At 73.7% G+C, this 24,601-nt stretch carries 22 protein-coding genes, 2 tRNA genes and 1 pseudogene; 9 read left to right on the forward strand and 16 right to left on the reverse strand.

The features are described 5' to 3' along the window. Positions 1-70: 70 nt before the first annotated feature. Positions 71-1,309 (forward strand): sensor histidine kinase, encoded by a 1,239-nt coding sequence (locus PYR72_RS30220; protein WP_275458206.1) that lies wholly within the window; start codon positions 71-73, stop codon positions 1,307-1,309. Further along, positions 1,294-1,947, forward strand: a complete 654-nt coding sequence (locus PYR72_RS30225; RefSeq protein ID WP_275458207.1) for a response regulator transcription factor — start codon at positions 1,294-1,296, stop codon at positions 1,945-1,947. Before PYR72_RS30220 ends, PYR72_RS30225 begins: the two co-directional genes overlap by 16 nt. Positions 1,948-2,000: 53 nt before the next feature. Here PYR72_RS30225 and PYR72_RS30230 read toward each other — a convergent pair. From PYR72_RS30230 to PYR72_RS30260, 7 genes are all read right to left on the reverse strand, one after another. After that, positions 2,001-2,074 (reverse strand) — tRNA-Lys (locus PYR72_RS30230). A gap of 127 nt (positions 2,075-2,201) precedes the next feature. Then, complete coding sequence (locus PYR72_RS30235) at positions 2,202-2,960, reverse strand: IclR family transcriptional regulator C-terminal domain-containing protein (protein WP_275458208.1); 759 nt, start codon at positions 2,958-2,960, stop codon at positions 2,202-2,204. Positions 2,961-3,174: 214 nt separating this feature from the next. Next, positions 3,175-3,954 carry an ectoine/hydroxyectoine ABC transporter ATP-binding protein EhuA gene (gene ehuA / locus PYR72_RS30240; protein WP_275460564.1) on the reverse strand — a complete coding sequence of 260 codons (780 nt, stop codon included), beginning with the start codon at positions 3,952-3,954 and terminating at the stop codon, positions 3,175-3,177. A gap of 43 nt (positions 3,955-3,997) precedes the next feature. Further along, positions 3,998-4,648, reverse strand: coding sequence for an ectoine/hydroxyectoine ABC transporter permease subunit EhuD (gene ehuD, locus PYR72_RS30245; RefSeq protein ID WP_275458209.1), 651 nt, complete (start codon positions 4,646-4,648; stop codon positions 3,998-4,000). Then, entirely contained in the window at positions 4,645-5,499 is an 855-nt protein-coding gene (gene ehuC, locus PYR72_RS30250; RefSeq protein WP_275458210.1) for an ectoine/hydroxyectoine ABC transporter permease subunit EhuC, read from the reverse strand. Before ehuC ends, ehuD begins: the two co-directional genes overlap by 4 nt. Next, positions 5,496-6,431, reverse strand: coding sequence for an ectoine/hydroxyectoine ABC transporter substrate-binding protein EhuB (ehuB, locus tag PYR72_RS30255; RefSeq protein WP_275458211.1), 936 nt, complete (start codon positions 6,429-6,431; stop codon positions 5,496-5,498). The genes ehuC and ehuB overlap by 4 nt, the downstream gene beginning before the upstream one ends. Before the next feature lie 138 nt (positions 6,432-6,569). After that, complete coding sequence (locus tag PYR72_RS30260) at positions 6,570-7,532, reverse strand: D-2-hydroxyacid dehydrogenase (protein WP_275458212.1); 963 nt, start codon at positions 7,530-7,532, stop codon at positions 6,570-6,572. Between the two features lie 148 nt (positions 7,533-7,680). On the opposite strand from PYR72_RS30260, the pseudogene PYR72_RS30265 reads away from it, so the two are divergent. The 3 genes and pseudogenes from PYR72_RS30265 to PYR72_RS30275 form a co-directional block, all read left to right on the forward strand. Further along, positions 7,681-7,863: pseudogene (locus tag PYR72_RS30265) on the forward strand (decarboxylase); the annotation flags it as partial. Continuing rightward, positions 7,860-8,591 (forward strand): decarboxylase, encoded by a 732-nt coding sequence (locus PYR72_RS30270; protein WP_275458213.1) that lies wholly within the window; start codon positions 7,860-7,862, stop codon positions 8,589-8,591. The pseudogene PYR72_RS30265 and the gene PYR72_RS30270, both read left to right, overlap by 4 nt. A 215-nt stretch (positions 8,592-8,806) precedes the next feature. Continuing rightward, positions 8,807-9,919: an LLM class flavin-dependent oxidoreductase gene (locus PYR72_RS30275; protein WP_275458214.1), complete on the forward strand. Its 1,113-nt coding sequence runs from the start codon at positions 8,807-8,809 to the stop codon at positions 9,917-9,919. Here the strand turns inward: PYR72_RS30275 and PYR72_RS30280 are convergent. After that, on the reverse strand, positions 9,910-11,811 hold the full coding sequence (locus PYR72_RS30280) for an EAL domain-containing protein (protein ID WP_275458215.1): 1,902 nt from the start codon (positions 11,809-11,811) through the stop codon (positions 9,910-9,912). The genes PYR72_RS30275 and PYR72_RS30280 overlap by 10 nt on opposite strands. Positions 11,812-12,197: 386 nt before the next feature. On the opposite strand from PYR72_RS30280, the gene PYR72_RS30285 reads away from it, so the two are divergent. Then, positions 12,198-13,574 carry a M6 family metalloprotease domain-containing protein gene (locus PYR72_RS30285; RefSeq protein WP_275458216.1) on the forward strand — a complete coding sequence of 459 codons (1,377 nt, stop codon included), beginning with the start codon at positions 12,198-12,200 and terminating at the stop codon, positions 13,572-13,574. 78 nt (positions 13,575-13,652) lie between these two features. Here the strand turns inward: PYR72_RS30285 and PYR72_RS30290 are convergent. The 7 genes from PYR72_RS30290 to PYR72_RS30320 form a co-directional block, all read right to left on the reverse strand. Continuing rightward, positions 13,653-13,726, reverse strand: a tRNA-Lys gene (locus tag PYR72_RS30290). Beyond that, on the reverse strand, positions 13,717-14,394 hold the full coding sequence (locus PYR72_RS30295) for a bifunctional DNA primase/polymerase (protein WP_275458217.1): 678 nt from the start codon (positions 14,392-14,394) through the stop codon (positions 13,717-13,719). Before PYR72_RS30295 ends, PYR72_RS30290 begins: the two co-directional genes overlap by 10 nt. 487 nt (positions 14,395-14,881) lie before the next feature. Next, positions 14,882-15,244, reverse strand: coding sequence for a hypothetical protein (locus PYR72_RS30300; RefSeq protein WP_275458218.1), 363 nt, complete (start codon positions 15,242-15,244; stop codon positions 14,882-14,884). Between the two features lie 237 nt (positions 15,245-15,481). Next, positions 15,482-16,822: an AAA family ATPase gene (locus PYR72_RS30305; RefSeq protein ID WP_275458219.1), complete on the reverse strand. Its 1,341-nt coding sequence runs from the start codon at positions 16,820-16,822 to the stop codon at positions 15,482-15,484. Further along, positions 16,819-18,435 carry a hypothetical protein gene (locus tag PYR72_RS30310; RefSeq protein ID WP_275458220.1) on the reverse strand — a complete coding sequence of 539 codons (1,617 nt, stop codon included), beginning with the start codon at positions 18,433-18,435 and terminating at the stop codon, positions 16,819-16,821. Before PYR72_RS30310 ends, PYR72_RS30305 begins: the two co-directional genes overlap by 4 nt. Next, positions 18,426-19,589 carry a hypothetical protein gene (locus tag PYR72_RS30315; RefSeq protein ID WP_275460565.1) on the reverse strand — a complete coding sequence of 388 codons (1,164 nt, stop codon included), beginning with the start codon at positions 19,587-19,589 and terminating at the stop codon, positions 18,426-18,428. Before PYR72_RS30315 ends, PYR72_RS30310 begins: the two co-directional genes overlap by 10 nt. Then, positions 19,540-20,583 (reverse strand): phosphatase PAP2 family protein, encoded by a 1,044-nt coding sequence (locus PYR72_RS30320; RefSeq protein WP_275458221.1) that lies wholly within the window; start codon positions 20,581-20,583, stop codon positions 19,540-19,542. The genes PYR72_RS30315 and PYR72_RS30320 overlap by 50 nt, the downstream gene beginning before the upstream one ends. 220 nt (positions 20,584-20,803) lie before the next feature. On the opposite strand from PYR72_RS30320, the gene PYR72_RS30325 reads away from it, so the two are divergent. Continuing rightward, the gene (locus PYR72_RS30325; protein WP_275458222.1) at positions 20,804-21,403 is read left to right on the forward strand and encodes a histidine phosphatase family protein; all 600 of its coding nucleotides are present in this window, start codon (positions 20,804-20,806) and stop codon (positions 21,401-21,403) included. Positions 21,404-21,443: 40 nt separating this feature from the next. Here the strand turns inward: PYR72_RS30325 and PYR72_RS30330 are convergent, their stop codons facing one another. Continuing rightward, on the reverse strand, positions 21,444-22,955 hold the full coding sequence (locus tag PYR72_RS30330) for a hypothetical protein (protein WP_275458223.1): 1,512 nt from the start codon (positions 22,953-22,955) through the stop codon (positions 21,444-21,446). Between the two features lie 258 nt (positions 22,956-23,213). On the opposite strand from PYR72_RS30330, the gene PYR72_RS30335 reads away from it, so the two are divergent. Then, the gene (locus tag PYR72_RS30335; RefSeq protein WP_275458224.1) at positions 23,214-23,588 is read left to right on the forward strand and encodes a hypothetical protein; all 375 of its coding nucleotides are present in this window, start codon (positions 23,214-23,216) and stop codon (positions 23,586-23,588) included. Between the two features lie 78 nt (positions 23,589-23,666). Beyond that, entirely contained in the window at positions 23,667-24,539 is an 873-nt protein-coding gene (locus tag PYR72_RS30340; RefSeq protein ID WP_275458225.1) for a fused MFS/spermidine synthase, read from the forward strand. Positions 24,540-24,601 lie beyond the last annotated feature (62 nt).

Here is a 24,601-nt window from a genome sequence, read left to right on the forward strand (position 1 = left end):
GGCCGGCCCTACCCGTGGACACCCCCTGGGCCCATGGCCGCCGCCCGCCGCCCCCGCCTACCGTGACCCCATGATCCGAACGGTCCTGCGGGAGCTGCCGCGTGCGGTGGCCTACCTGCTCAGCGGTGTCCTCGTCGGCGCCCCGCTGCTGGTGGTGCTGCTGGTCCTGGGAGTCCTCGGCCTCGCCCTGACCCCGGTCCTGGTGGGGCTGCCGCTGCTCGCCGTCGCCGTTCTGTCGGGCATCCCGGTCGGCGCCCTGGAACGGCGGCGGCTGGCCCTCACCCGCACCCCGCCGCCGCCCGGCCCGCACGCCACCCCCGCCGAGCCCGGTCTCGCCGCCTGGACCCGGCTGCGGCTGACCGAGCGGGCGACCTGGCGGGAGCTGGCGTACACGCTCCTGCTCGGTCTCGTGCTGTGGCCGTTCGACGCGGCCGTGCTGCTCGCCGCGCTCGGTGTGCCCGGCGCGCTGATCGGGGCGCCCCTGCACCTGGCGGCGAACGGCGGTGCCGACGGGGACGCGCGGATCGTCAAGCTCTGGCTGATCGACTCCTACGGCCAGGCCCTGCTGTGCACGGCCGCCGGTGCCGTCCTCCTCCTCGCGCTGCTGTGGCCCCTCGTCCGGTACGCGCGGCTGCGGGCCGCGCTCGCCCGGCTGCTGCTCGCGCCGAGCGAAGCGGAGACGGAGCGGCGCCTGGGCGAGGTGACCCGGTCACGGGCCCGGCTGGTGGCGGCCTTCGAGGCGGAGCGGCGCCGGATCGAACGCGATCTGCACGACGGGGCCCAGCAACGCCTGGTCTCCCTGAGCATGGCCCTGGGCCTGGCCCGCCTCGACGCCCCGCCGGAACTGGCCGCCCGGCTGGCCGCCGCCCATCAGGAGGCCGACCAAGTCCTGGGCGAGCTGCGCGAGTTGATTCACGGCATCCATCCGCAGGTGCTCGCCGACTACGGCCTCCCGGACGCCCTCGCGGACGCGGCCGACCGGTCCGTCGTCCCCGTGGAACTCGACGTGGACCTGCCCCGGTTCGCCGAACCCGTGGAATCGGCGGCCTACTTCGCGGTCCGCGAGGCCCTCGCCAACATCGGCAGGCACAGCGGGGCGGAGCGGGCCCGGATCGGCGGACGGTACGCGGGAGGGGTGCTGCGGGTGGAGGTGTGGGACGACGGGGCGGGCGGTGCCGACCCCGCGCACGGCACCGGGCTCACCGGCCTCGCCGACCGGCTCGCGGTGCTCGATGGCAGACTGTCCGTCCACAGCCCGGCCGGCGGCCCGACCGTCCTGTCCCTGGAGATCCCGTGCCCGCAGCGCTGAAGATCGTGCTCGCCGAGGACAGTGTGCTGCTGCGGGAAGGGCTCGTCGGCGTGCTGACCCGGTTCGGGCACGAGGTCGTCGCGGCGGTCGGGGACGCCGAGTCGCTGACGGCGGCGGTGACGTCGTACGCCCCCGACCTCGTCGTCACGGACGTACGGATGCCGCCCGGCCTCTCCGACGAGGGGCTGCGCGCCGCCCTCGCCCTGCGTGCCGCGGACCCCGCCCTGCCCGTCCTGGTCCTCAGCCAGTACGTCCAACGGGCCTACGCGGCCGAGTTGCTGGACACCGGTGACGGCAGCGGCGTCGGTTATCTCCTCAAGGACCGCATCGGCCAGGTCGAACAGTTCGCGGAGGCGGTGGAGCGGGTGGCGGCCGGGGGCACGGTCGTCGACCCCGAGGTCGTACGGCAGTTGCTGCGGCGTCGGCGTGATCCGCTGGCGGCGCTCACCCCGCGCGAGCGGGAGGTGCTGGCGCTGGTCGCCGAGGGAAGGTCGAACGGGGCCGTCGCCCGGGAGCTGGTCGTCACCGAGGCGGCCGTCGGCAAGCACATCGGCAACATCCTGGGGAAGCTGGACCTGCCGCCGGCGGAGGACACCCACCGCCGGGTGCTGGCGGTGCTGGCGTACCTGAGGAGCTGAGGGCCCGCGGGCACGCGGAAGGCCCCCCGCCGGAGCGAGGGGCCTTCTCGATGTGCGCCGCCAGGGACTCGAACCCCGGACCCGCTGATTAAGAGTCAGCTGCTCTAACCAACTGAGCTAGCGGCGCAGACTCTGTCACCTTCTCGCTTTCGCGGCTGGCGACAGAGAAAATACTACCTGGTCCGCGGGGGTGCCCTCGACCACTTAAACGTGAGCTGGATCTCCGTGGGAGCGGCCGCTCCCGCAGCGGGTGTCTAGATCGCCAGCGACAGCAGCACCGGCGCCGCTCCCCGGTTCAGTGTGTGCGCCGCCGCCCGCAGCCGGTGCGCGTGCTCCAGCGGGAGCGACAGCGCGAGGCAGCCGACGGCGGAGCCCGCGGTGAGGGGGACGGCCGCGCAGACCGTGCCCGGCGCGTACTCCTGGAGGTCGAGCACCGGGACCGTGGGCGTCTGGGCGTCGAGCTTGCTCAGCAGCACCTTCTCGTTGGTGATCGTGCGGGCGGTGAGCCGGGCCGGGCGGTGCCGCGAGAGGTGGTCGCGCCTGCCGTTGAGGTCGAGCTGGCCCAGCAGGCCCTTGCCGAAGGCGGTGGCGTGCGCGGAGGAGCGGAAGTCGACCCACTCGTGGACCGCGGGCGTGGCCGTGCTGTCGGCCCAGCCGGTGACCTGGATCTCACCGTCCAGGTAGCGGGTGACGTAGACGGCGGCGCCGACCGAGTCGCGCAGTCGGTCGAGGGTGTGCTGGAGCTGCCGGCGCAGGGCCTGGTCGTGGCCCTCCGCCGAGCCCAGCCGGGCGAGTGCGGCACCGGTGACATAGGCGCCGTCGGTGGTCTGCTCCACGTACCCCTCGCGCCGCAGCATCCGCAGGAGCGCGGTCAACCGCTCGCTGTCGACGCCGGTGCGACGGGCGATCTCGGCGTCGGTGACGCCACCTGCGTGCCGCGCCACCGTCTCCAGGACGCGCAGGGCGTCCTGGGCCGAGTGGTACGGCGCGGTCGGCTCGTGCTTGAGCGCCACGGTTTCCCCCTGCGCTTCTCGGGCCGTTTTTCGGACAGCTTGCCGTTTCCCACGATACGGCTCAAGAGCCGTACACGGAGGGGTTGTTCACGAGATTTTCCCGGGGCTCTCCGCCCTCCCAACTGCCGGACCAGCACTCTGGCATATGCCCCAGGCATGGCCCGGCGGGCGGACCTCGGATGTTCCCACGCGTTCACCCCTTCACTCGGTGTAGTCAGTTGACCGCGCCGAGGAATTCGCGCGTACGTTCGTGTGAGGGATCGCCGAAGATCTTCTCGGGGCTGCCCGATTCGATCACCTGGCCAGAATCGAACATCAGAACTTGATCCGAGATGTCCCGGGCGAAGTTCATCTCGTGGGTCACGCAGAGCATCGTGATGTCGGTGGTGCGGGCGATGTCCCTGAGCAGGTCGAGCACGCCCGCGACCAGTTCGGGGTCGAGCGCGGACGTCACCTCGTCGAGGAGCAGCACCTGCGGGCGCATCGCCAGGGCCCGCGCGATGGCCACCCGCTGCTGCTGCCCGCCGGAGAGCTGGGTCGGATAGGCGTCGCACTTGTCGGCGAGCCCGACCAGGTCGAGCAGTTCGCGGGCCCGCGCCTCCGCCTCGTCCTTGGAGAGGCCGAGCACGGTGACGGGCGCCTCGGTGATGTTGCGCAGCACCTTCATGTTGGGGAAGAGGTTGAACTGCTGGAACACCATCCCGATGTTCTTGCGGACCTCACGGCACTGCTTCTCGCTCGCCGGGTACAGCTGCTGCCCGCCGACGGTGATCCTCCCCTCGTCCGGCTTGGCCAGGGTCATCAGCAGCCGCAGGATCGTCGTCTTGCCGGAGCCGGACGGGCCGATCAGCGTGACGTGCTTGCCCGCGTCGACCGAGAAGTCCAGCCGGTCGAGGACGGTGTTGCTGCCGAATCGTTTGGTCACGTTCTCGAAGCGGATCAGTTCGTTCGTGTCCGCCCCGCGCCGGCCGGCGGACTCGGGTTCGTTTTTCAGCGGGCTGTCGGTCGGGGTGTCGGTCGGGGTGTCGAGCGGGGTGTCAGCGGACAAGACGACGCTCCAGGGCTCGCAGGAGGAGGGAGGCGGGGTAGGCGATGAGGATGAAGGCGATGCCGACGGTGACGATGGCCTCGTTCATCTGGAAGGTCCGGGAGCCGAACTGGCGGGCCTCGCCGAGCATCTCCAGCACACCGATGGTCATCAGCATCGGCGAGTCCTTCAGCATCGCGATGACGTAGTTGCCGAGGGCGGGCACGACCCGGCGCAGTGCCTGCGGCAGGATCACCGCGGTCCAGGTGCGCGAGCGCGGCAGGCTGAGCGCCGTCGCCGCCTCCCACTGCCCGGCGGGCACCCCGTCGATCCCGGCGCGGTACACCTCGGCGGTGTACGTCGAGTAGTGCAGTCCGAGGCCGAGTACGCCGGTGGCCAGCGCGGACAGGGTCAGGCCCCACTCGGGCAGCACGTAGAAGAGGAAGAACAGCTGCACCAGCAGCGGGGTGTTGCGGACGAACTCCGTGACCGCCTGGACCGGCCAGCGCACCGCCTTCAGCGACGAGCGCTGGGCGAGGGCCCAGACCAGACCGAGGGAGAAGGCGAGCAGCGAACCCCAGAGCAGGGCCTGCAGCGTGACCAGGACGCCGTCCCGGAAGGCCGGCATGAAGTCGTCCAGCGTGGACCAGTCCCACGTCATGAGGCACCTCCGGGGGCCGATGTCTTCGTGGCCGCCCCGGCGCCACCGGCTGCGGCACCCGCTCCGGCCAGCCCCCGAGGCCGTCCGGCGACGGCCTCGCGCGGCCCGGGGACGTCCCCGCGGGGAGCCCGGCCGACACCGGCCTTGGCCCGCCGCTCGACCTGCCGCATCACCCGGGTGATGGCGAAGGCGAGGACGAAGTACATGACGAGGATCACCGAGTAGACCGGTGCGCTCTGCCCGGTGGCGTTGCGCACCAGCTGGGCGGCGAAGGTCGTGTCGGCGACGCCCAGCACGGACACCAGCGCGGTGCCCTTCAGCAGCTCGATGAGCAGGTTGCAGAACGGCGGGACCATCTCCGGCCAGGCCTGCGGCAGCACGATCCTCCGCATCCGCTGGGCGGGCGTGAAGCTCAGCGCCACCCCCGCCTCGCGCTGCGCGACCGGCACCGCGGCGACCGCGCCGCGCACGATCTCCGAGCCGTACGCGCCGTAGGTGCAGCCCAGGGTGAGCACGGCGGCCCACATCGGGACCAGCTGCCAGCCGAACGTCAGCGGCACCACGAAGAACACCCAGATCATCAGCACCAGGGCGGAGGTGCCGCGGAAGATCTCGAAGTACGCGCCCGCCACGAACCGCACGATCCACAGCCGGTGCTGCCGGGCGAGCCCCACGGCGAAGGCGACGGCGGCGCCCAGGGCCGCGCCGTACACGGTCAGCTGGACGGTGATCCACACACCGCGCAGCAGCAGCTCCCACAGACCCGAGCCGAAGGCGAAGTCGTCCAGGGGCCCGGCGAGGGTCACCCCGTCGACGGCACGCACGGGTGCCGTCACGTCCAAGGCACTCATGCGCGGCACTTCTCCTCTGCCCTGATGTCGGTCATCTGGTCCTTCGTGAACCCGAAGGGCCGCATGACCTCCAGCAGCTCCCCGCTCCGCTTCATCCGGTGCAGCTCGCGGTTGAAGGCGTCCCGCAGGTTCCGTTCGGGCATGCGGAACGCGAAGCCGCCGACGTCGACGACCGGTTTCCCGTCCATCACCGGGGTGACCTCGTCGGTCGCCTCCGCCTTCGTGCTCCCGGTCTGCTTCACCACGTTGCGCACGGTGACGGCGGTGCCCGCGAAGACGTCGACGCGCCCCTGTTCGACGGCGAGGAGACCGGCCAGCTGGTCCGGCAGGGTGTCGATGTGCTTCACCCCGGCCTCTTTGGCGTAGTCGATCTCCGCGTAGCCGATGCCGGTCGCCATGCGGGCGCCGGTACGGGCGATGTCGGCGTAGGTGCGCAGCTTCTTCGGGTTCCCCCGGGGCACGATGAAGGCGTCCTTCATCTGGTACTCGGGGTCCGCGAAGAGCACCTGCTCACAGCGTTCCGGGTTGATGTACATCCCGGCGGCGACCACGTCGAACTGCAGCGAGTTCAGGCCGAAGATCAGCGAACCGAACTCGGTGGGGAACGGCTCGACGTGATCCACGCCGAGCCGGCGGAAGATCCGCCGCGCGATGGCCGGCGCGGAGCCGGTGACCTCGCCGTCCTTGCCGATGTAGCCGTACGGCTGCTCGCCGGCGATCCCCAGCCGTACGGTGCCCTTCGCCCGCAACTGCTGCAGCAGCTGTCCGCCGTCGCCGGTGTCCGCGGTCGCCACCCGGCTGCATCCGCTGCTCGCCCCCACCACCGCGCCCGTGCCGGCCAGGGCGGCGGTGCCGGTGAGCAGGGTACGGCGGGGGATGCCGGGTCTGCTGGGACGCCGGCCGTTCCTGTCGTGTGCGTGCAATCGAGCCATGGCCGCGCGGCTACCCGAGGGGGCAACGGGTATGCCAGGTCTTTTCCGGTCCTTCACGCACGAGCGCCGGCCGGACGGCCGCGCGGACCACCACGGCCGTGGCGGTCCGTGGCGGGCCGCACACCCGGGGTCGGTACGTCACGCGGGGCCGGGCACGTACCCGAGCTTCTTGTCGACCACGTGGGGCAGTGGTCTGCCCGCCTCCCACAGCTCGAACAGCTCCACGAACCGGGCGCCGAGTTCGTCCCGCCAGCCCACCGTGTCGCCGCTCATGTGAGGGGAGACGATCAGCCCGGGGACCTCCCACAACGGGTCGTCCGGTGCCAGCGGTTCGCGCGCGAAGACGTCCAGCGCGGCCCCCGCGATCCACCGCTTGCGCAGTGCCTCCACGAGCGCGTCCTCCACCACGAGCTGCCCGCGCCCCACGTTCACGAAGCGCGCGGACGGCTGCATGACCCCGAACCGCCGGGCGTCGAACATGCCGTGCGTCGCCTCCGTCAGCGGCGCGGCCGCGATCACCCAGTCGGCGCGGGCCAGCAGCCGGTCCAGATCCTCCGGACCGTGCACTCCGGGCCGCGCGGTCCGGCCGACCAGCGCCGTGTGCAGACCGAGGGCCTTGAGGAGGCGCGCGATCTCCCGCCCGATCGGCCCGGATCCCACCACGCACGCCCGGCCGCCCGCCACCCGCAGGGTCTCCCGGTGCCGCCACTCCCGCCGCCCCTGCAGCTCCCCGCTGCGCGGCAGATCCTTGGCCATGGCGAGGACGAGCGCGGCGACGTACTCGGCGATCGGCGCCTCGAAGACCCCGCGCGCGTTCGTCACCACCAGGTCCTCGTCGGCGACCAGTTCGGGGCAGAGCAGATGGTCGACGCCCGCGCTCGCCGTGTGCACCCAGCGCGGCCGGGGCCCGCCGCCCGGCCAGGCGTCCCGCACCGCACGGGAGGTGAAGTCCCACACCAGCAGCACATCGGCGTACGGCAGCCGTTCGGCCAGCGTGGTGGCGTCGGCGTACTCGACCGTCGCCCGCCCGGTGAGCCGTCCGAGCCGGGGGCGCGGCTCGGCGTCGAGGACGAGGAGGCGCGGGCGCCGCGACGGGGCCACGGGAGAGGAAGGGACGAGAGAGGACACCGGTCACCCCACGAGATGCGTGTGACATGCACTGATCGCCCACGCTCGCACCCGAACGCACCTTCGTCAACGGCAGCTTCGTCTCCGGGGTCGCGGGGGAGCGCGCGATGGGCGAGGCCATGAACGGCGGATGCCGGCGATCTCGGCCAACCAGGTGACGATGTGGGCGGCACTGCGTCATCTGGGTACCCGGGCGGTGGGTCCGTACCAGGCTCTGCTCGACGAGTCGGCCAGGCTGCCGTTGGGTGCGGGGCCTGTTCCGCCACCGCCGGTACTGCCGGAAGAACAGGAAGGTTGGGCATGACCGCACTCGGTTTCCTCTATCCGGGCCACTCCGCCGAGGACGACTATCCGAGGATGGAGCAACTGCTCGGCAGCGACATCCGGGTGGACGTGGTGCACACCGACACCGGTGAGGACGCCCATCGGCTGGACGCCCTGCGTGAGCTGGGCGCCCCCGAACGGCTGGCCGCCGGCTGCGAGGCCCTGCGTCTGTCCGGCGCGGAGGCCGTCGTCTGGGCCAGCACCAGCGGCAGTTTCGTCCACGGCTACGAAGGCGCCCACGAGCAGATCCGGGCCCTCGCCCGCGCGGCGGGGCTCCCGGCCTCCTCCACGTCCTTCGCGTTCGCCCACGCGGCACGGGAGATCGGCGCCACGCGGGTCGCCGTCGCGGCGGCCTACCCGGACGACGTGGCCCGCCTCTTCGCCGACTTCCTGGCGGCGGCCGGCATCGAGGTCCTCTCCGTCCGGGGCGGGGGCGGCGTCACCGCGGCGGAGGTGGGCACCTGGGGCCTCGACGAGACTCTTGCCCTCGCCCGCGCCGGCGACCACCCGGAGGCGGAGGCCCTGCTCCTGCCGGACACGGCCCTCCACACCGCCTCCCACCTCCCCACTCTGGAGAAGGAACTCGGCAAACCGGTCCTCACCGCGAACCAGGTCTCCCTCTGGGAGGCCCTGCGGCTGGCCGACAGGAGGGTCAACGCACCGCGCCTGGGCCAACTCTTCACCAGGGAACCCATCGTCCAGGTATGACCACCCGCCCCCGGACGAACGGGCCGCAGGCCCTTCGTCCAGGGGCGCGGGGAACTGCGCGACCAGCCCCCACCGGGCGGACGTGTGGGGGTCGAAGGGGCGCAGCCCCTTGAGGGATGGGACGGGTAGGGGCGGCGGGGGCGAGGGAATAACCGGAGCCACCCTCCTGTTGTCCGTGGAACGACCCCGCACCACCCACCCCAGGAGGCCCCACCGTGACCACAGACGAGACACGAGGCGAGATACGCGGCGAGACGAAGGGCACCGCCCCGTTCCCCCTCTCCGTCCTCGACCTGGTCACCGTAGGTGCCGGCCGCACCGCCACGGACGCCCTCCGCACCAGCGTCACCCTCGCCCGCCAAGCGGAGCGCAGGGGCTTCCACCGCTACTGGGTCGCCGAGCACCACTCCATGCCCGGCGTGGCCTCGTCCTCCCCGGCCGTGATCCTCGCCCACCTCGCCGCCCACACCACCCGCATCCGCCTCGGCTCGGGCGGCGTGATGCTCCCCAACCACGCCCCCCTGGTGATCGCCGAGCAGTTCGGCACCCTCGAAGCGATGGCCCCCGGCCGTATCGACCTCGGCCTCGGCCGCGCCCCCGGCACGGACGGCGCCACCGCCGCCGCCCTCCGCCGCTCCGCCCGCCTGAACGAGGGCGCCGACGACTTCCCCGAGCAGCTCGCGGAGCTGACCCGCTTCCTGGACGACGACTTCCCCGACGGCCACCCCTACCGCCGTATCCACGCGGTCCCCGGCCCGATCCAGAGCACCTCACCCGGCGGCGTCCAGTCCCCGCACCGCCCGCCGGTCTGGCTGCTCGGCTCCTCCGGCTTCAGCGCCCGCCTCGCTGGCTCCCTCGGCCTGCCCTTCGCCTTCGCCCACCACTTCTCCGCGCGGAACACGATCCCGGCGCTCGACCTGTACCGCGAGTCGTTCCGCCCCTCGCCGGTCCTCGACGCCCCGTACGCGCTGATCGGCGTCTCCGCCCTCGCCGCCGACGAGGAGAAGGAGGCCCGTCGCCAGGTCAGGGCCGCCGCGCTCAACATGGTCCGGCTGCGCACCGGCCGCCCCGGCCTCGTCCCGACGCCGGAGGAGGCGGAGGCGTACGAGTTCAGCGCGGTGGAGCGGGACTTCATCGACTTCTGGAACGCCGACGTCGTGCACGGCACCGTCGACGAGGTCCGCACGCGCCTCGACGACCTCCACAAGCGCACCGGCGCCGACGAGCTGATGCTCACCACCCACGCCCACAGCGCCGAACTGCGCCTGCGCTCCTACGAGCTGATCGCGGACGCCTACGACCTGCCGCGCACCGAGGATCAGGCCTGAGGGCAGGCCGCGGCCCCCAGCAGTTCCGCGATCCGTTCCGGCGACACCGCGCGGGAGTACAGCCACCCCTGCCCGGTGTCGCAGCCGAGCCTGCGCAGCCGGGACGCCTGCGCGTCCGTCTCCACGCCCTCCGCCGTGACCGACAGCCCGAGCCGGTGGGCGAGCTGGACGAGCGCCTCGACGATGATCTCGTCGGCGGGGCTGGGCTGCCCGGCGTCCTCGACGTCACCGGCCTCGGGCCCGGCCGCACCGGGACCCGCGCCTTCCTCCCCGCCCTCGTACTGGAACCCCCGGACGAACGCCCCGTCCAGCTTCAGCACCGACACCGGCAGCCGGCTCAGGTACGCGAGGTTGGAGTACCCCGTGCCGAAGTCGTCGATGGCGATGCGTACGCCCATGTCGCTGAGGGCCTTGAGAGCCTGGAGGGGGCGGCCGGCGGAGCCCATCAGCGCGGACTCGGTCAGCTCCAGCTGCAGCAGATGCGGGGCGAGGCCGGTCTCCGCGAGGATCTCGGCGACGTCGGCGACCAGGTCGGAGTCCCAGACCTGGCGGACGGCCACGTTCACGCTGACGAAGATCGGCGCCCGATCGGGATGGTCGGTCTGCCAGCGCCGGGCCTGTCGGCAGGCGGTGGCCAGGATCCACCGCCCGAGCTGGACGATCGAGCCGTCCTCCTCGGCCAGTGAGATGAACCGATTCGGCGTCAACAGGCCGAACTGCGGGTGATGCCAGCGCACCAGCGCCTCGACCCCGCGCACCTCACCCTCCGCCATGCCCACCAGCGGCTGGTACTCCAGGACGAACTCGCCCCGCCCGACGGCCGCCCGCAGCGTGGACGACAGGGCCTGACGGGTCATCCGGTGGGCGTTGCGCTCCGGGTCGAACAGTGTCCAGCGTGCCTTGCCGTCGGCCTTCGCCCAGTACAGCGTGGTGTCGGCGGCCTGCATCAGCCCCGTCGCCGTCGTGCTCGTCGACCGCCGCTCGACGACCCCGATCGACGCGGAGACGGACAGGCGCTGACCGGCCAGGTCGAAGGGCGCCTGCAGCGCCTTGAGGACCGAGTCGGCCAGGTCGGCGAGCTGTTCGGTGCCGGTGGAGTCCTCCACGAGCAGCGCGAACTCGTCGCCGCCGAGTCGGGCCACCAGCGGTGCCCCGGCGGGCGTGCCGGGCTTGCGCAGCAGGGCGGCCTCGTCGGCGCACCGGGTGAGCCGCTCGGCGACGGCCGCGAGGAGCCGGTCGCCGACACGGTGGCCGAGGGTGTCGTTGACCGCCTTGAACCCGTCCAGGTCCAGATAGACCAGGCCGATCCGGCCGGTGCCGGCCTCGTCGTACCCCTCCCGTTCGAGGGCGGCGGAGAGCTGTTCGAAGAACAGGGTGCGGTTGGGGAGCCGGGTCACCGGGTCGTGCATCTGCAGGTGGCGGAGCCTGGCCTGAAGCTGACGGGTGGCGCTGATGTCGGTGACCGACAGCAGCACCGCCCGCTCCTCCTCGGGCAGCGGCGCCACCGACACCTGCACCCACAGCCAGCTGCCGTCCCGCTGTTTGAGCCGGCGCGTACAGCGCAGCCGGGCCTGCCGGCCGCGCAGCACCTCGCGGTACGCGTGCCAGGTGCGGGTGTCCGAGGCGAGGTCCACCAGATCGGCGGCGACCCGTCCGGTCAGCGGCTCCGTGCCCGTGCCGAGCAGGGTCCCCATCGCCCCGTTGGCGGTGACGACCAGTCCGTCGCGGTCGACGACGGCCATGGCCAGGGGCGCGACGGAGAAGGCGGCGGGTGCCGTGGGACTCTCCTCCGACGGCCGGGACGCCTGAACTGACGCATTGGCGTGACGCTCTGTGATCGCCGGCCGGACGAGGTCTGCCGCGGGCGCCGGCCCTTGGGACGTTCCGCTCACCGTTCGCTCCCGCAGTGCACTCGTTTTCGTACGGATCTCATGTGTCTCGTCGGAGCGGCCGAACCGGTACGTAGGGGCGCTCAAGCCGTGTCCGTGCAGGAAAGTGTGCCGATCATAGAGGCTGCCCCCAGGGCCTTCCAGCCACTCTCCAGTCTCCCTGAACAACGACCTGATCTGGCAGATCGTTTCTGCCCCGAGCTGAACGGCTTCCCCGTTCCGTCGACCGCTTGTGACGTTCCGTGAGTGTCCGGGGTGTCGGCCATCAGAGGTCATCCGGCTCCATCTCGCCTCTCCCTCACCCTTCTGGTGCAGACAAACAGGGCAAAGTACTACTAATTCAGAAAATCTGGACGCGGTGTCCACAAGATCCGCATCCGGAGGTCTCCGTGCAGCGTCCGCTCCCCTGGAAGGAACTCCTCGGCGACCGGGCGCCCGTGCTGCGCAGCACTGCGGCCATGCTCACCTCCCTCACCGCGCTCGCCGCGACCTCCCTGATCGCGGCTCCCTCCGCCGTGCCGCTGTCGGAGCCGTGCACGCTGCGGCGCACCCAGGCGCACCACTCGGAGGGCCTCGACACCTGGAACTCCGCCTATCCGCGCCCCACCCGCGACCTCGACGCCGTACTCGTATTCTTGTCATTCCCGGACGCGGCCCCTCTCACCACACCGGCGGAGCTGACCGCGGATCACTTTCCGGCCACCAGCGAGTTCTTCGCGCGCGCGTCGTACGGCAAGTTCGCACTCCACCCCCATCCGCGCCGTGAGTGGCTGGAGATGCCCCGGCCGTCGACGGCGTACGCCATACGGCGTGACTGGAACGCGACGCACCGGGCCGCCTACCTCAGGGACGCGCTCGCCACGGCCGACCCGCACGTCGACTTCTCCCGCTACGACATCGTGTACTTCGTCGCCGACCCGCACGCGCCCGGTGTCGACTCGGACGCGACGAAGGTGGTCAACCTGGAGACGCCGCTGGAGATCGACGGCACGGGCCTGCGCCGGGTCGTCACCGTGTTCGAGCGGCACCCGCCGGACCGTCTCGTCCTCGCCCATGAGACCGGCCATGTCTTCGACCTCCCCGACCTCTATCGCCGCCCCGCCGACGGCAAGGGCGACTGGGACACCCACGTCGGCGACTGGGACCTCATGGGCAGCCAGTTCGCCCTCGCCCCGGACCTGTTCGCCTGGCACAAGTGGAAGCTGGGCTGGCTGGAGCCGGGCCAGGTGACGTGCGTACGGGGAGCGGGGAGCACCCGGCTGACGATGGAGGCGGTGGGGGCGGGGCCGGGAGGGGCGTACGAGGGGGAGGCCGAGGCGGTCGGCTCGGGCCGGGACCGGGAGGGCCGGACCGTCGGACGGGCGGGCGGTGGGGGAGCGGGCGCGGTCGGCGCGGTGGCCCCGGCCGGGGTGCCGGCCCCCGGCGCCGGACGCGGGACGAAGCTGGCGGTCGTCCGGACCGGCCCGGACACCGCGCTGGCGATCGAGGCGCGGGGGGCGGTGGGCAACGACGCCGCCGTCTGCACGCAGGGCGTCCTCGTCTACCGCATCCGCGGCGGCACCGAGTCGGGCAGCGGCCCCGTCGAGGTCGTCGACGCCCATCCGCGTACCGAGGCGTGCTGGGACGAGTCCGTGTACCCGCCGCTGGCGGACGCGCCGGTGACGGTGGGCGAGAGCTTCTCGGTGCCGGGCGACGGTGTGCGGGTGGCGGTGGAGGGGCGTACGGCCACGGGGGCGTGGACGGTACGGATCACGACGGAGCGGTAGGGGTGTGGGGCGGGACGTGGTGTGGGGCGGGGCAACGAGAGAGGCCCCTCGCTTGCGCGAGGGGCCTCTCTCGTGTCGTGCGCCGCCAGGGACTCGAACCCCGGACCCGCTGATTAAGAGTCAGCTGCTCTAACCAACTGAGCTAGCGGCGCCTGCTGACGTCGTAGACCTTAGCACCCTGATCGGCGGGAGGAAAAATCGATACGCGCACGGTCGCACGGGCGCTCGCGCGGGCTGCCCGGACGGCCGCCCAGAGCAGTACCTCGGGTCCCGGAAGCCAAGGTCGGAGGGTGTCCGGGGCGACGAGCCAGCGTGATCCGAGGCGGCTCGTTCCGGGCGCGTCCGGTGTGCCGGCGCGGCCCTCTTCGAGGCCGGTCCGGCGGTCCTCGGGCTCGGTGCGGAGCACGGCGGGAACGGTCACCGCGTCGCCGGTGCCGTGGCAGAGCAGGGGAGGGACGGCGCCGGTGCGGCCCGGGGAGCCCCACTCCTCCCACGCCAGCAGGGTGGGCAGCCGGTGGGCGGTGCCGGGGGAGGCGAACAGCAGCACGCGCCCCCGGTAGACGGCGACCGGGCCGGAGCCGGGGCCCTCGTCCCACAGCCGGTCGAGCATGCGCCGCCCGAAGATCGCCGGCACGCTGACGACGTCGAAGACGGACCCGCACGGCAGCACCACCGGCGCCGAGGGCCGCTCCTCCCACAGCGTCAGGGTGCTGCGCGGATACGTTCCTGCCGAGGCCAGCCAGGCCGCCCCGTCCGCCGTGACCCCCGCGACGTCGTCCCCGTCCTGCGGGTACCTGCCCGTCCTCACTCCACCGCTCATGCCTCCAGGTCTACCGCCCGTGAGCGCCCGACCCCGGGCGGTTGCCGGAAATCGGGACGCGAGGGGGGCAAGTGGGGTATCTTGCCCGACCGGCATATGCCAGAAGCCGTTTCGCGCCGACCGTTCCCCGCCGGGGGTGTGTGCTGGGGGCGCGGGCGGGTGCCGGTCCGCGACGACGCGGTCTGTCCGGCGCGTGGGGGCGGCGACACCCGGGGCGACGGTTGCGGCGACCCTTCCGGCAAACCGGCGGGTGGAGCGGGCGGGCTGCCGGGTGCCGGTGCGGTGACACTCCCGGGCGGCGGGGCGCGGACGTGCGGGTGCGGGCGACCACCGTCGGAGCGCGGTCAGGTGTCGCTGTCGCTGTCGCTGTTGCCGGGCCCGGGCCCGGCCCGAAGCACGGTCACCCGGCTTGTGCCGAAGCCCCCGTCGACGCCGGTCCCGGGCAGACCCCGCCCCACGTCCCCCGCCCCCACCGGACGGGTTCCGGTCAGAGGGACTCCGGTCCGCTCACGTCCCGCCCCCGCTGCAGTTCCCGTCCGTACTCCACCATCTTCTTGGCGTAGTCCTCGGTCCACTCCGCGCGTTCCGCGATGTCCGCCGGGGTCAGCCGGTCGAACCGTCTGGGGTCCGCCAGCTGTGCCGCCGCGATCGCCTGGAACTCCACGGCCCGGTCCGCGGCCGCCCGGAACGCCTGTGCCAGCTCCGTCGCCCGCGACAGCAGTGCCCGGGGATCGTCGATCGACTCCAGGTCGAAGAAGTGCTCGGGATCGCCGGCCGCCTCCGCCGGCTCGAAGAGCAGGGGCGCGGGGCGTAGCCGCGGTTCGTTCCGACGCGGCGTGGGCTCCGCCATGTCTTCTCCTCCTCGTACGACGGTTCGGTGGGCCGGCCCCGGGGGTGTCCCGGGTGGAGGGCCACCGTCCATTGTCTCGTGACCGCGCAAGTAGGCACCGACCCTGCCCAGGCTTTCCATCCGCGGCCCCCCGCACACCTGCGCCCGGGAGCGCCGCCCCGCTCGCGACCGCCGGAACGCCCCGCGCCACGCCTCCCGAGCCGGGCACCACGGCCCCGCGCGGTCAGGGGCGCCGACTCACCCGGTACTCACCCGGTGCTCGGACCAGTGGGCCCAGGTCGACATCATCGCCTCCCAGCCGTCCGGGAACTTCACGGTCACCCCCAGCTGCACGGGCTCGGTCGACGGATGGTCGTCGAGCAGGTCGTCCACGCCCGCCCGGCACACCACGATGCACGCGTGCCGGTGCCGGGAGGCGAGGACGCACAGCCGCCCGGTCTCCAGGTGGAACGCCGTGGCGTCCGGGCGGCCGGACAGCGGATGCAGGACGACCGTGACGTCGTACTCCCGCCCCTGCAGCCGGTTCGCCGTGTCCACGACCACGTCGGTGACGCCCAGTTCGGCCAGCGCCGCCCGCACCGCGGCGGCCTGGTCGCGGTGGGCCGTACCGACGGCGATCCGGTCGGCGGTCAGCGGCACGGGCTCCTCGGACCGCTCGGAGGCCGCCGCCCCGCCCCGGTCGAGCAGCCGCCGTACGACCAGGGCGACGGCGTGCACCGCCTCCGGGTCGGTGCGCGGCGTGTGCCGGGCCGGCAGCTCCAGCAGCCCCCAGCCCGACTCGGCCGCCTCGTCGATCACCCGGTCCGTACCGGAACCGTCCGACGGCACCGCGAACCCCAGCCGCCGGTCCCCGTGGTCCGTGCCGCTGCGGAACGGGGTGAAGGGGTAGAACGCGTCCGACACCAGGGGTGCCGCCGACGCCGGGAGCCGCCAGGACACCGGCAGCCGGTGCTGGGGCAGGTCGGGGTTGTGCGCCAGCAGCGTCGACACCGCCGAGGCCGACGGGTCGTACGACAGCCCCGCCCACTGCTCGCTGCCCACGATCGCGAACGGGTCCAGCTGCCCGGGGTCGCCCACGAACAGCGCCCGCTCGAACAGCCCCGCCACGGCCAGCAGCGCGTCCGACCGCATCTGGTACGCCTCGTCGACGATCGCGTGCCGCCACGGCTCGACGCCCTTGACGTGCGCCCACTTCGCCGCCGTGGAGATCACCACGTCCAGCCCGGTCAGCTCGGCCGCCTTCGCCGACTTCCGTACGTTGGCCAGCGCGTCCAGCGCCTTGTCGTACGGGTCGCTGTCGCTGCTGTGCAGCCGGCCGACGGGAAGGTCCGGCTCCTTCTCCGCGAGCCGGATCACCAGGTCGTCGACCTGCGCGTTCGTCTGCGCGATGACCATCAGCGGGCGCCCGGCGGAGGCGAGTTCGAGCGCCGCGCGGACGACGAGGGTCGACTTCCCGGCGCCGGGCGGCGAGTCGACGACGACACCGCGCGCGTCGCCGTGCAGCGTGTCGCGCAGGATGGCGTCGGTGGCACGGCCCGCCGCGGCCCCGGGGTCGAGCACGGCCTCGGTGGGGGTCACAGCACGTCCTCCTCGGTCACCGGGTCCGGCAGCGGCACGGCGTCGGGCTCACCCGGCGGCCCTCCGTGCGTCCACGGGGTGTCCTCCGGGTCCGGCAGCTTCGCCCCGCCCCGCTGGTCGTGCTCGAACAGGGTGAAACAGAGCGCGTCGCCCTTCTCGGGGACCGACCCCGCCTCCGGCTCCTTGCCCCGCCCCATCCGGTCCATGATCCGCAGCACCAGGAGGCCGCCATCCGGGCCCTCGCCCCGCGCGTCCGCCTCGTACCCCACGAACTCGGCCGTCTGCGGCTTCCCGCCCAGCGAGCGGTACACCTTCGCGCGCTCCCCGAGATGCGGCCGGTCCCCGGTGCGCACGGTGACCAGCGGCCGCGGACTCGGCCGCTTGCTCTCGCTGTACGCCATCACGACGTCCGTGACCTCACCGGCGAACGCCTCCCCGGCCAGCCGCCGCCCGGCCATGACGAGCGGGTCGTCCAGGGCCTCCTGGGCGTCCAGCCGGGCCTGCTCCCGCTCGCGCGCGGCCAGCTTGTTCGCGGCGGTTACCGCGTCGTCGATCCGGGGCTGCGGCGGCTCCCCGGCGACGATCCGGTCCCGGTGGCCGGTGAAGGACCAGCGGTCGCGGGTCCACCGGTCGGCCGCGTGGGCGCCCTCCGGCAGGGCGCGCAGCAGGTCCAGTCCGTGCCAGACCGCGTCCCAGGTGGGCCGGGTGCGGCTCTCGACCAGCGCGCGGATCTCCCGCTCGGCGGCGGCCAGCGCCCCCAGCCGGTCGTCCGCCTCCAGCCCGTCCTCGGCGGCGGCCAGGGCGAGCCGCGCCCGGTCGTACCGCTCGACGGCCGGGGCCAGCAGCTTGTTGTCGAAGGCCGGGTCGGTCGCGGGCCCGGCGGGCGGGCACAGCAACTGCCCCTCGGCGTCCCGCGCCAGCTCGGCCCGCCGCGCAGCCGTCTCGCCCGACTCCCCCTCCGGGGGGTCGATCCAGGCAAGCAGCGACCCCAGGTGCTGGTCCTCCACCCCGGACTGGCCGGTCGCCCAGTGCCGCGACAGCAGGTCGGTGAGCGCGAGCAGCAGCGAGGAGCCCGGCACCCGCGCGCGTTCCCCGAAGTGCGTGAGCCACCGCCCGAGCAGCGGCACGCGCGGCGGCGCCGGATACGGCGCCTCGGGGTCCTGCTCGGCGGTGCGCCGGAACCGCGTGGAGCGCCCGAGGAGCCGTACGAGGTCGATGCCCGTCCGGCTCGGCAGGATCAACTGCGGTGCGTCCGCGCACAGTTCGACCTCGACCTTGACCCGCTTGCCGGTCTCCGGGTCGGTCTCGGCACGTTCGGCCGCCTCCACCACGTCGGCGTAGGAGTCCACGTACGGCAGCACGATGTCCGCCAGCTCGGCCAGGAACGCGAACCGCAGGTCACGGTCCCGGGGCTGGGGCACCACCAGCAGCCGGGGCGTGTCACGGTCGGTGCCCACGAGCGCGCCGAGCGGGGCCCCGGCCTCACCGGCGGTGGTCAGCGGCACGAGGACGAGCGGGCGGTCCGAGAGATGCCGGTGCAGGACGGTGGCCGCGGGCTGGGCGCGGCCGGAGCTGACGGCTTCGAGCCGGGCGAGGGTGGCGATCAGCGACACGCGGCGCCCTCCCGGGCGGCGCCCGCGGTGGCGAGCGCCTCCGCCCGCAGCTCCGCCGCCCTGCGCAGCGCGGCCACGGCGGGGTCGTCCGGGTCACCGGCCCGGCCGTGGGCCGCCGCCAGGACCTCGTCGACCGTGGTGAGACCGCCCAGTTCGGCGCGCGCGGCCCGGCCCAGGGAGGTCACCGCGCCCTCCGTGCGGGAGCGGGCCCGGCAGTGGAAGGCCAGCTCGCAGGCGGCGAGGCACTCGGGGGCGTAGCTGGCGGACAGTGCCTCGACGGCGGTCGTCAGCCGCTCCCGGGGCAGGTCCGTGGCGAAGCAGGTGCCCTCGGGGAGGGTGTCCGCGATCTCCTCGATGCGGGTCAGCCGGGCCAGCTGGCGGCGGGTGACCGCCCGTTGTCTGCGGATGTCCACGGCGGCGGCCGTCGGGAGGTTGGTGAAGTCCTTGGGGCAGACCAGCAGCACCCGGTGGCGCACCTCGGGCGCGGGGGCGCCCCCGCCCGTCTCGCCGCCGAGCCGGGCGGCGACCTCCTCCAGCGCCAGCACGTACACCGCGGACTGGCGGGCGGCCGCGCCCACCTTCGCCGCGTCCGCCGACCCGTCGAGCATCGGGAAGGACTTGATCTCGACGACCGACCAGGTGCCGTCGGGGTGGACCACGACCGCGTCCGGCTCCAGGAACGCGGGGGTGCCCGCGACGTCGAGCGCGAGCATCGGGTGGTCGAGCAGCGTCCAGCCCCCGGACTCGGTGGCCTCGCGCAGCGCCAGTGCCGTACGGGCGGTGCGGCCCTCGGGGCCCACGGCCGTGAGGTCGGGGACCGAGGCCGACACCGGCGGGCCGGCGCCGGGGTCCAGTCTCTCGTGCACCAGCCGCAGCAGCTCCGCGCCGCCGTCCGCCTTGACGCGGGCCTCGAAGGCGTTGCCCCGCATGAAGGCGAACTGGGACTGGCCGAAGGCGGAGGGCGAGCCGAGCGCGCCGGCCAGCACCGCCTTGTTCACCCCCGCGCCGTCCAGCAGCGCGCGGCGCTCACAGCCCGGGTTGGCCGCGAGCGCGGCGAGGGCGCGCGCGTCCAGCGCCTTCGGGGGGACCTCGGGTCCGCGCAGCTCAGCGAGCCGCTGCCGCAGCCCCGTCCCCCGCCTCCGCGGGGACGGCACCCGGCTCGGGCTCGGTGATCCGCTGCCGTGGAATTCGCTCACCCGGGGAAGTCTGGCACTCCCCACTGACAATGGGGGCACCCGAGCCCCGCGAGGCCGCGGTGGCGGGAGCGACGGACTCCTCCGCGCGCCGCCCGCCGACGCCGCCGGACCGGTCCCCGGCCGCCGTGCCCGCGGCGGCCGCGAGACCGAGCGCGGCCCGGCACCGGTCGGCGGTCCGCAGCACCAGCGGGGTCAGCAGCAGACCGACGCCCATCACGGCGGCGCCCGCCGCCGCGTCGAGGAAGTAGTGGTTGGCGGTGCCCATCACCACGATCGTGGTGATCAGCGGGTACGCCACGGCGGCCGTCCGTACGAGGCGCGAGCCGTTGCCGAGGCGCCAGAGGATCACTCCGCACCACAGGGCCCAGCCGACGTGCAGGCTCGGCATCGCCGCGTACTGGTTGGTCATGCCGCCCAGGCCCCGGGGAGCGCTGGCCTCGCCGCCCCACCAGCCCCAGGAGCTGTACTGGGCCATCGTGTCGACGAAGCCGTGGGACGGGTCGAGCAGCCGGGGCGGGCAGGTGGGGAGCAGGGTGAACCCGATGAGGCCGATGAAGGTGGAGGTCAGCAGCCAGGTGCGGGCCGCGCGGTAGCGCACGGCGCGGGACCGGAACAGCCACACCAGGATCGCGGGCGTCACCAGGTAGTGCAGCGACGCGTACCAGAAGTCGGCGGGTATCCCGATCCAGGGCTCCCGCGTGAACAGCCGGTTCAGCGGATGCTCGGCGTTCAGCCACAGGCCCTTCTCGAACCGCAGGATCGCCAGGCCGTGGTCGACGGCGTGGGCGGTGTCACCGCGCGCGAGGAGCCGGCCGGCCGAGTACGCCCCGTACACCAGCAGGATCAGCGGCAGCTCGGTCCACCACCGGGCCCGCACGGTCGGAGCCTCCTCGGTAACCGGTGCGCCGGTCCTTCTGCCAACCGGTGCCTCGGTCGCCTCGGTCTGCGGCATCCGACGTCCTCCCCCATCTGTGTGCCTCGGTGTGCACCTGTGTGCGGTGCCCGTCTGTACGCGGTGTTCATCTGTGCGTGGTGCTGCGGTGGCCCCTGTGCAAGACGATGTCCAAGACGCAGGGATCGCCTCCCGGGTTGCCCCCCGACAGCGTGAGCGATGATGGAACCATCCGCCTCCCTATTCTTCCTTCTCGCAGAAGGCCCCCGAAAGGTCGCTCATGGCACCGCGCATCCTGCTGGCCCGGCACGGACAGACGGAATGGTCCCTGCTCGGGAAGCACACCGGCAGGACGGACATCCCGCTCCTCGAAGAGGGCCGGCGCGGTGCCAAGCTCCTCGGGGAGCGCCTGCACCGGGCACCCCTGGACGGGCTGCCCGACGCCGACGTCCGGACGAGTCCCCTCTCCCGCGCGCGTGAGACCTGCGATCTGGCGGGCTTCGGCGACCGCGCCACCGAGTGGGACACGCTGATGGAGGTGGACTACGGGGCGTACGAGGGGCTGACCCCGGCCGAGATCCAGGACTTCCGGCCCGGCTGGCTCATGTGGCGCGACGGCGTCCCCGAGGGGGAGACCCTGGAACAGCTCTCCGCGCGCGCGGACGAGGTCGTGGCCTGGGCCCGTTCCGCCGAGCGCGACGTCCTGGTCTTCGCCCACGGGCACGTCCTGCGCTCCATAGCCGCGCGCTGGCTCGGCCTCGACCTCTCCTTCGCCGCGCGTGTCCGCCTCAGCCCCACGTCGCTGTCGGTCCTCGGCTGGGCCTACGGCGACCCGGCGATCGAGTCCTGGAACGACACCGGGCACCTGGCGGGCCACTGACGCGGCCCCGGCGGGCCGTCGCCGGACCCCGAGGACCGCTCTACGCCGTCCGCGCGACCCCCGCGTGCCGTTCCAGGAAGGCCGCCACTCCCGCCGCCCGGCGGTGCGGCAGGAGCACCCGGGCCGTGCCCGCCAGCATCTGCTGGACGCGGGAGGACTGGACCTCGTCGAGGAGGTCGAGGACCCGCAGTCCGGCCGCCGCGGCCTCGTCGGGCCGGCCCCCGCGCGCGAGGTCGTCGGCCAGCTCGGCGGTGTAGAGCGCGATGTTCCGGGTGAAGTGCGGGTTCTGCAGACCGGCCGCCCGGCGCGCGTGCCGGGCCGCCCGGGACCAGTCGCCCAGCGTCGACCAGCACTGCGCCTCCAGGCCCTCCAGCTCGGCCTCCCCGTAGAAGCTCATCCACTCCGGGTCGGCCTCGGCGGCGCCCCGCCCGTACAGGGCGTGCGCCCGGGCCAGCGCCTGCTCGCAGCCCGTACGGTCGGCGAGCCCCGCCCAGCCGCCCGCCTCCCGCAGCGCCAGCAGCGACATCAGCCGGGGCGACCCGAGCGGCCGGGCGACCCGCTGCGCGGCCTGCGCCGCCCGTACCGCCTCGCGCGGGCGGCCGGCGTCGCGCGCGAGGAACGCCGTGTTGCAGAACGCGTGCGCCTCCAGGCCCGGGTCCCCCGCCATCCGGGCCGTCGCGAGCGCCTCCGCGTAGTGCGAGCGGGCGTCGTCGAAGCGCCCCGAGTCATGGGCCAGCCAGCCCACGGAGATGGCCAGTTCGCCCGCCCCCGCGTACAGCCGGTCGGCGGTGGCCTGCCGGGTGGTGCCCGCGTCGAGCAGCGCGTACGCCGCGCGCAGCGGCGCCGAGGCCCTGCGGTACAGCCCGTCGGCCCCGTGCCGGTCGTCCAGCAGCCGGATCTTGCGCACGGCGGCTTCGAGCGCGCCCGCCTCCCCCGTGCCCGCCCGGTGGACGGGACGGCCGGCGGCCGAGGCCGTGCCCCCCAGGGCGAAGGGGCCGAGCGAGGCGGCCGCCACGGCGGCGGTACCGCCGGTCATGAATGCGCGACGTTGCACGTCGCTCTCCTCGTGGTTCCGGTACGTGTGCTGCGGGCCCCGCCGGCCGCGCACATAGCCCGTGTCGCCCCGCGGGTCCTGCATGTCGTACATCTCTTGCGTGTCATACGGCTCGTACGTCCCTTCCGTCTCACCCCTCACGTCGGGTGAGGGGTGAGAGCGGCTCTCGTAGCGAGGCGAGGGCGCTTCCTCGGCGGGGCGCGCCCCCCGACCGCGTACCTCCGCGCGGGGCGCGAACCCCAGGTCGGTCAGTGTCCGGCCGGGGAACATGTGCAGGAACACCCGTTCGTAGGCGTAGTTGGGGCAGCGGATCTCGCCCGACTCGACCCGGCCGACGTAGCGAGCGTCACAGCTCACCCGCTCGCCGATCTCCAGCGCGGCCCGCCGTACCGCCGAGGCGAACTCGCCCGGCGAACGCTGCCCGCGCAGCCGCCTGAAGGCGAGGTTCGGCCGCTGCGGCCGGGGGAACTGGGACGAGGTCACCGATGACGACGCCATGGCCGGGCCCTCTCTCGCGAACCGTCGAACCATGCCGGATTCAGTAGGACTTGTGTGCGTGCTGCACGGTTGGTTCCGCTGTGTCCGGCGGGGCAAGAACGTACCCGCCCGATCGAGGCCGCCACGCGAGGTTTGGCTACAAACCGGATATCTCATCCCGGATATGCCATGAACTGCCATCCTTTGCGGCGCAGTTTCGCCGTAGCCCTTGACGGGGCGACGCGTTGGGCAGGGGGCTGGTAGGCGTGGGAGGCCCGGATGAAGAACCACGAACCCCGTTCCGAGTGCGACCTGGTGACCGTGCCCGCGCGGCAGGGACTGGAGGCGGTCGACATCCTCCGCCGGGGCGCCCTCGACGTGATGGGGCCCGTCACGACGGTCGGGCCCGTGCTGCACGACGACACCTGCGACACCCTCGGATTCCTGGTACCGCCCGGTACGGCCGACGCGTGGGACGTGCCGGGGAGCACCTGCACGCAGAGCGACGGGCGGGGGGCCGTCCTGGTCCCCGCGGAGGGTGCGGACTGGCTGCTGCCGCCGGGGGAGGCGGACCTCGCGACCGACCCGACGGTGCTGCGCGCCGCCCTGGGCGAGGCGGCGCGGTTGATCGAGGCCGCGGACAACTGCCGGTGACCCGCGGGGCGCCCCCGGCGCCCGGCGCGTACCGAGTGCCCGGCGCGCACCGGGTGCCCCGCGCCCGATAATGAGGTCATGGGCAGGTCGAAGAAGGGGCAGGGGCGGCGTGGGCAGGGCGCCGACGTCGTGGTCGAGGAGGTCGACGGAGGGCTCGCCGAGCTGCTTCCGGACCGGGACCGGCCCCGGGCGTGGACGTTGCTGGTCGACGGGGCGCCGCAGTCGCACGTCGATCTCGACGACCCCGCGTACCTGTCGTTCGAGTACCAGCGCCGGCTCGGGCACGTCATCGATGTCGTCGCCCCGGCCGGACGGCCCGTGCACGCCGTGCACCTCGGCGGGGGCGCCTTCACCCTCGCCCGGTACGTCGCCGCCACGCGCCCCCGCTCCACCCAGCAGGTCGTCGAGCGGGACGCGGCCCTCGTCCAACTGGTGCGGCGCGCCCTGCCCCTGGACCCCAACGCGCGCGTACGGGTGCGGTCGACGGACGCGCGCGAGGGGCTCGCGAAGGTGCCCGACGGATGGGCGGACCTGGTCATAGCGGATGTGTTCAGCGCGGCGCGCACCCCGGCGCATCTGACGTCGACGGAGTTCCTCACGGAGGTACGGCGGGTGGTGAAACCCGGCGGGTTCTACGCGGCGAACCTCGCCGACGGCCCGCCGCTGGCGCATCTGCGCGGCCAGATCGCCACCGCCGCCGTCGTCTTCCCGGAGCTGGCGCTGATCGCCGACCCCACCGTGCTGCGGGGCAGACGGTTCGGCAACGCGGTCCTCGTCGCCTCCGCGACACCGCTCCCCGTCGCCGAACTGACGCGCCGTGCCGCCTCCGACCCGCACCCCGGCCGGGTCGAGCACGGCAGGGCGCTCACCGACTTCACGGGCGGCGCGCAGCCCGTGACGGACGCGGGCGCGGTGGCCTCTCCCGCGCCGCCGTCGTCGGCGTTCCGCTGAGGTCCCGATTTCCAGATGTAACGGCCCGCGGGGCACGCGCGCGGGGAACGCGCCCGTGCCCG

It is taken from the genome of Streptomyces sp. VNUA24, assembly GCF_029167005.1.
Taxonomy (GTDB): domain Bacteria; phylum Actinomycetota; class Actinomycetes; order Streptomycetales; family Streptomycetaceae; genus Streptomyces; species Streptomyces scabiei.

Bases quoted from the DNA above. Each gene is read 5' to 3' on its own strand.
- PYR72_RS30220 (WP_275458206.1), top strand. From the start codon at position 71: ATGATCCGAACGGTCCTGCGGGAGCTGCCGCGTGCGGTGGCCTACCTG.
- ehuD (WP_275458209.1), bottom strand. From the start codon at position 4,648: ATGACGTGGGACTGGTCCACGCTGGACGACTTCATGCCGGCCTTCCGG.
- ehuC (WP_275458210.1), bottom strand. From the start codon at position 5,499: ATGAGTGCCTTGGACGTGACGGCACCCGTGCGTGCCGTCGACGGGGTG.
- ehuB (WP_275458211.1), bottom strand. From the start codon at position 6,431: ATGGCTCGATTGCACGCACACGACAGGAACGGCCGGCGTCCCAGCAGA.
- PYR72_RS30270 (WP_275458213.1), top strand. From the start codon at position 7,860: ATGACCGCACTCGGTTTCCTCTATCCGGGCCACTCCGCCGAGGACGAC.
- PYR72_RS30295 (WP_275458217.1), bottom strand. From the start codon at position 14,394: ATGAGCGGTGGAGTGAGGACGGGCAGGTACCCGCAGGACGGGGACGAC.
- PYR72_RS30300 (WP_275458218.1), bottom strand. From the start codon at position 15,244: ATGGCGGAGCCCACGCCGCGTCGGAACGAACCGCGGCTACGCCCCGCG.
- PYR72_RS30320 (WP_275458221.1), bottom strand. From the start codon at position 20,583: ATGCCGCAGACCGAGGCGACCGAGGCACCGGTTGGCAGAAGGACCGGC.
- PYR72_RS30325 (WP_275458222.1), top strand. From the start codon at position 20,804: ATGGCACCGCGCATCCTGCTGGCCCGGCACGGACAGACGGAATGGTCC.
- PYR72_RS30330 (WP_275458223.1), bottom strand. From the start codon at position 22,955: ATGGCGTCGTCATCGGTGACCTCGTCCCAGTTCCCCCGGCCGCAGCGG.
- PYR72_RS30335 (WP_275458224.1), top strand. From the start codon at position 23,214: ATGAAGAACCACGAACCCCGTTCCGAGTGCGACCTGGTGACCGTGCCC.
- PYR72_RS30340 (WP_275458225.1), top strand. From the start codon at position 23,667: ATGGGCAGGTCGAAGAAGGGGCAGGGGCGGCGTGGGCAGGGCGCCGAC.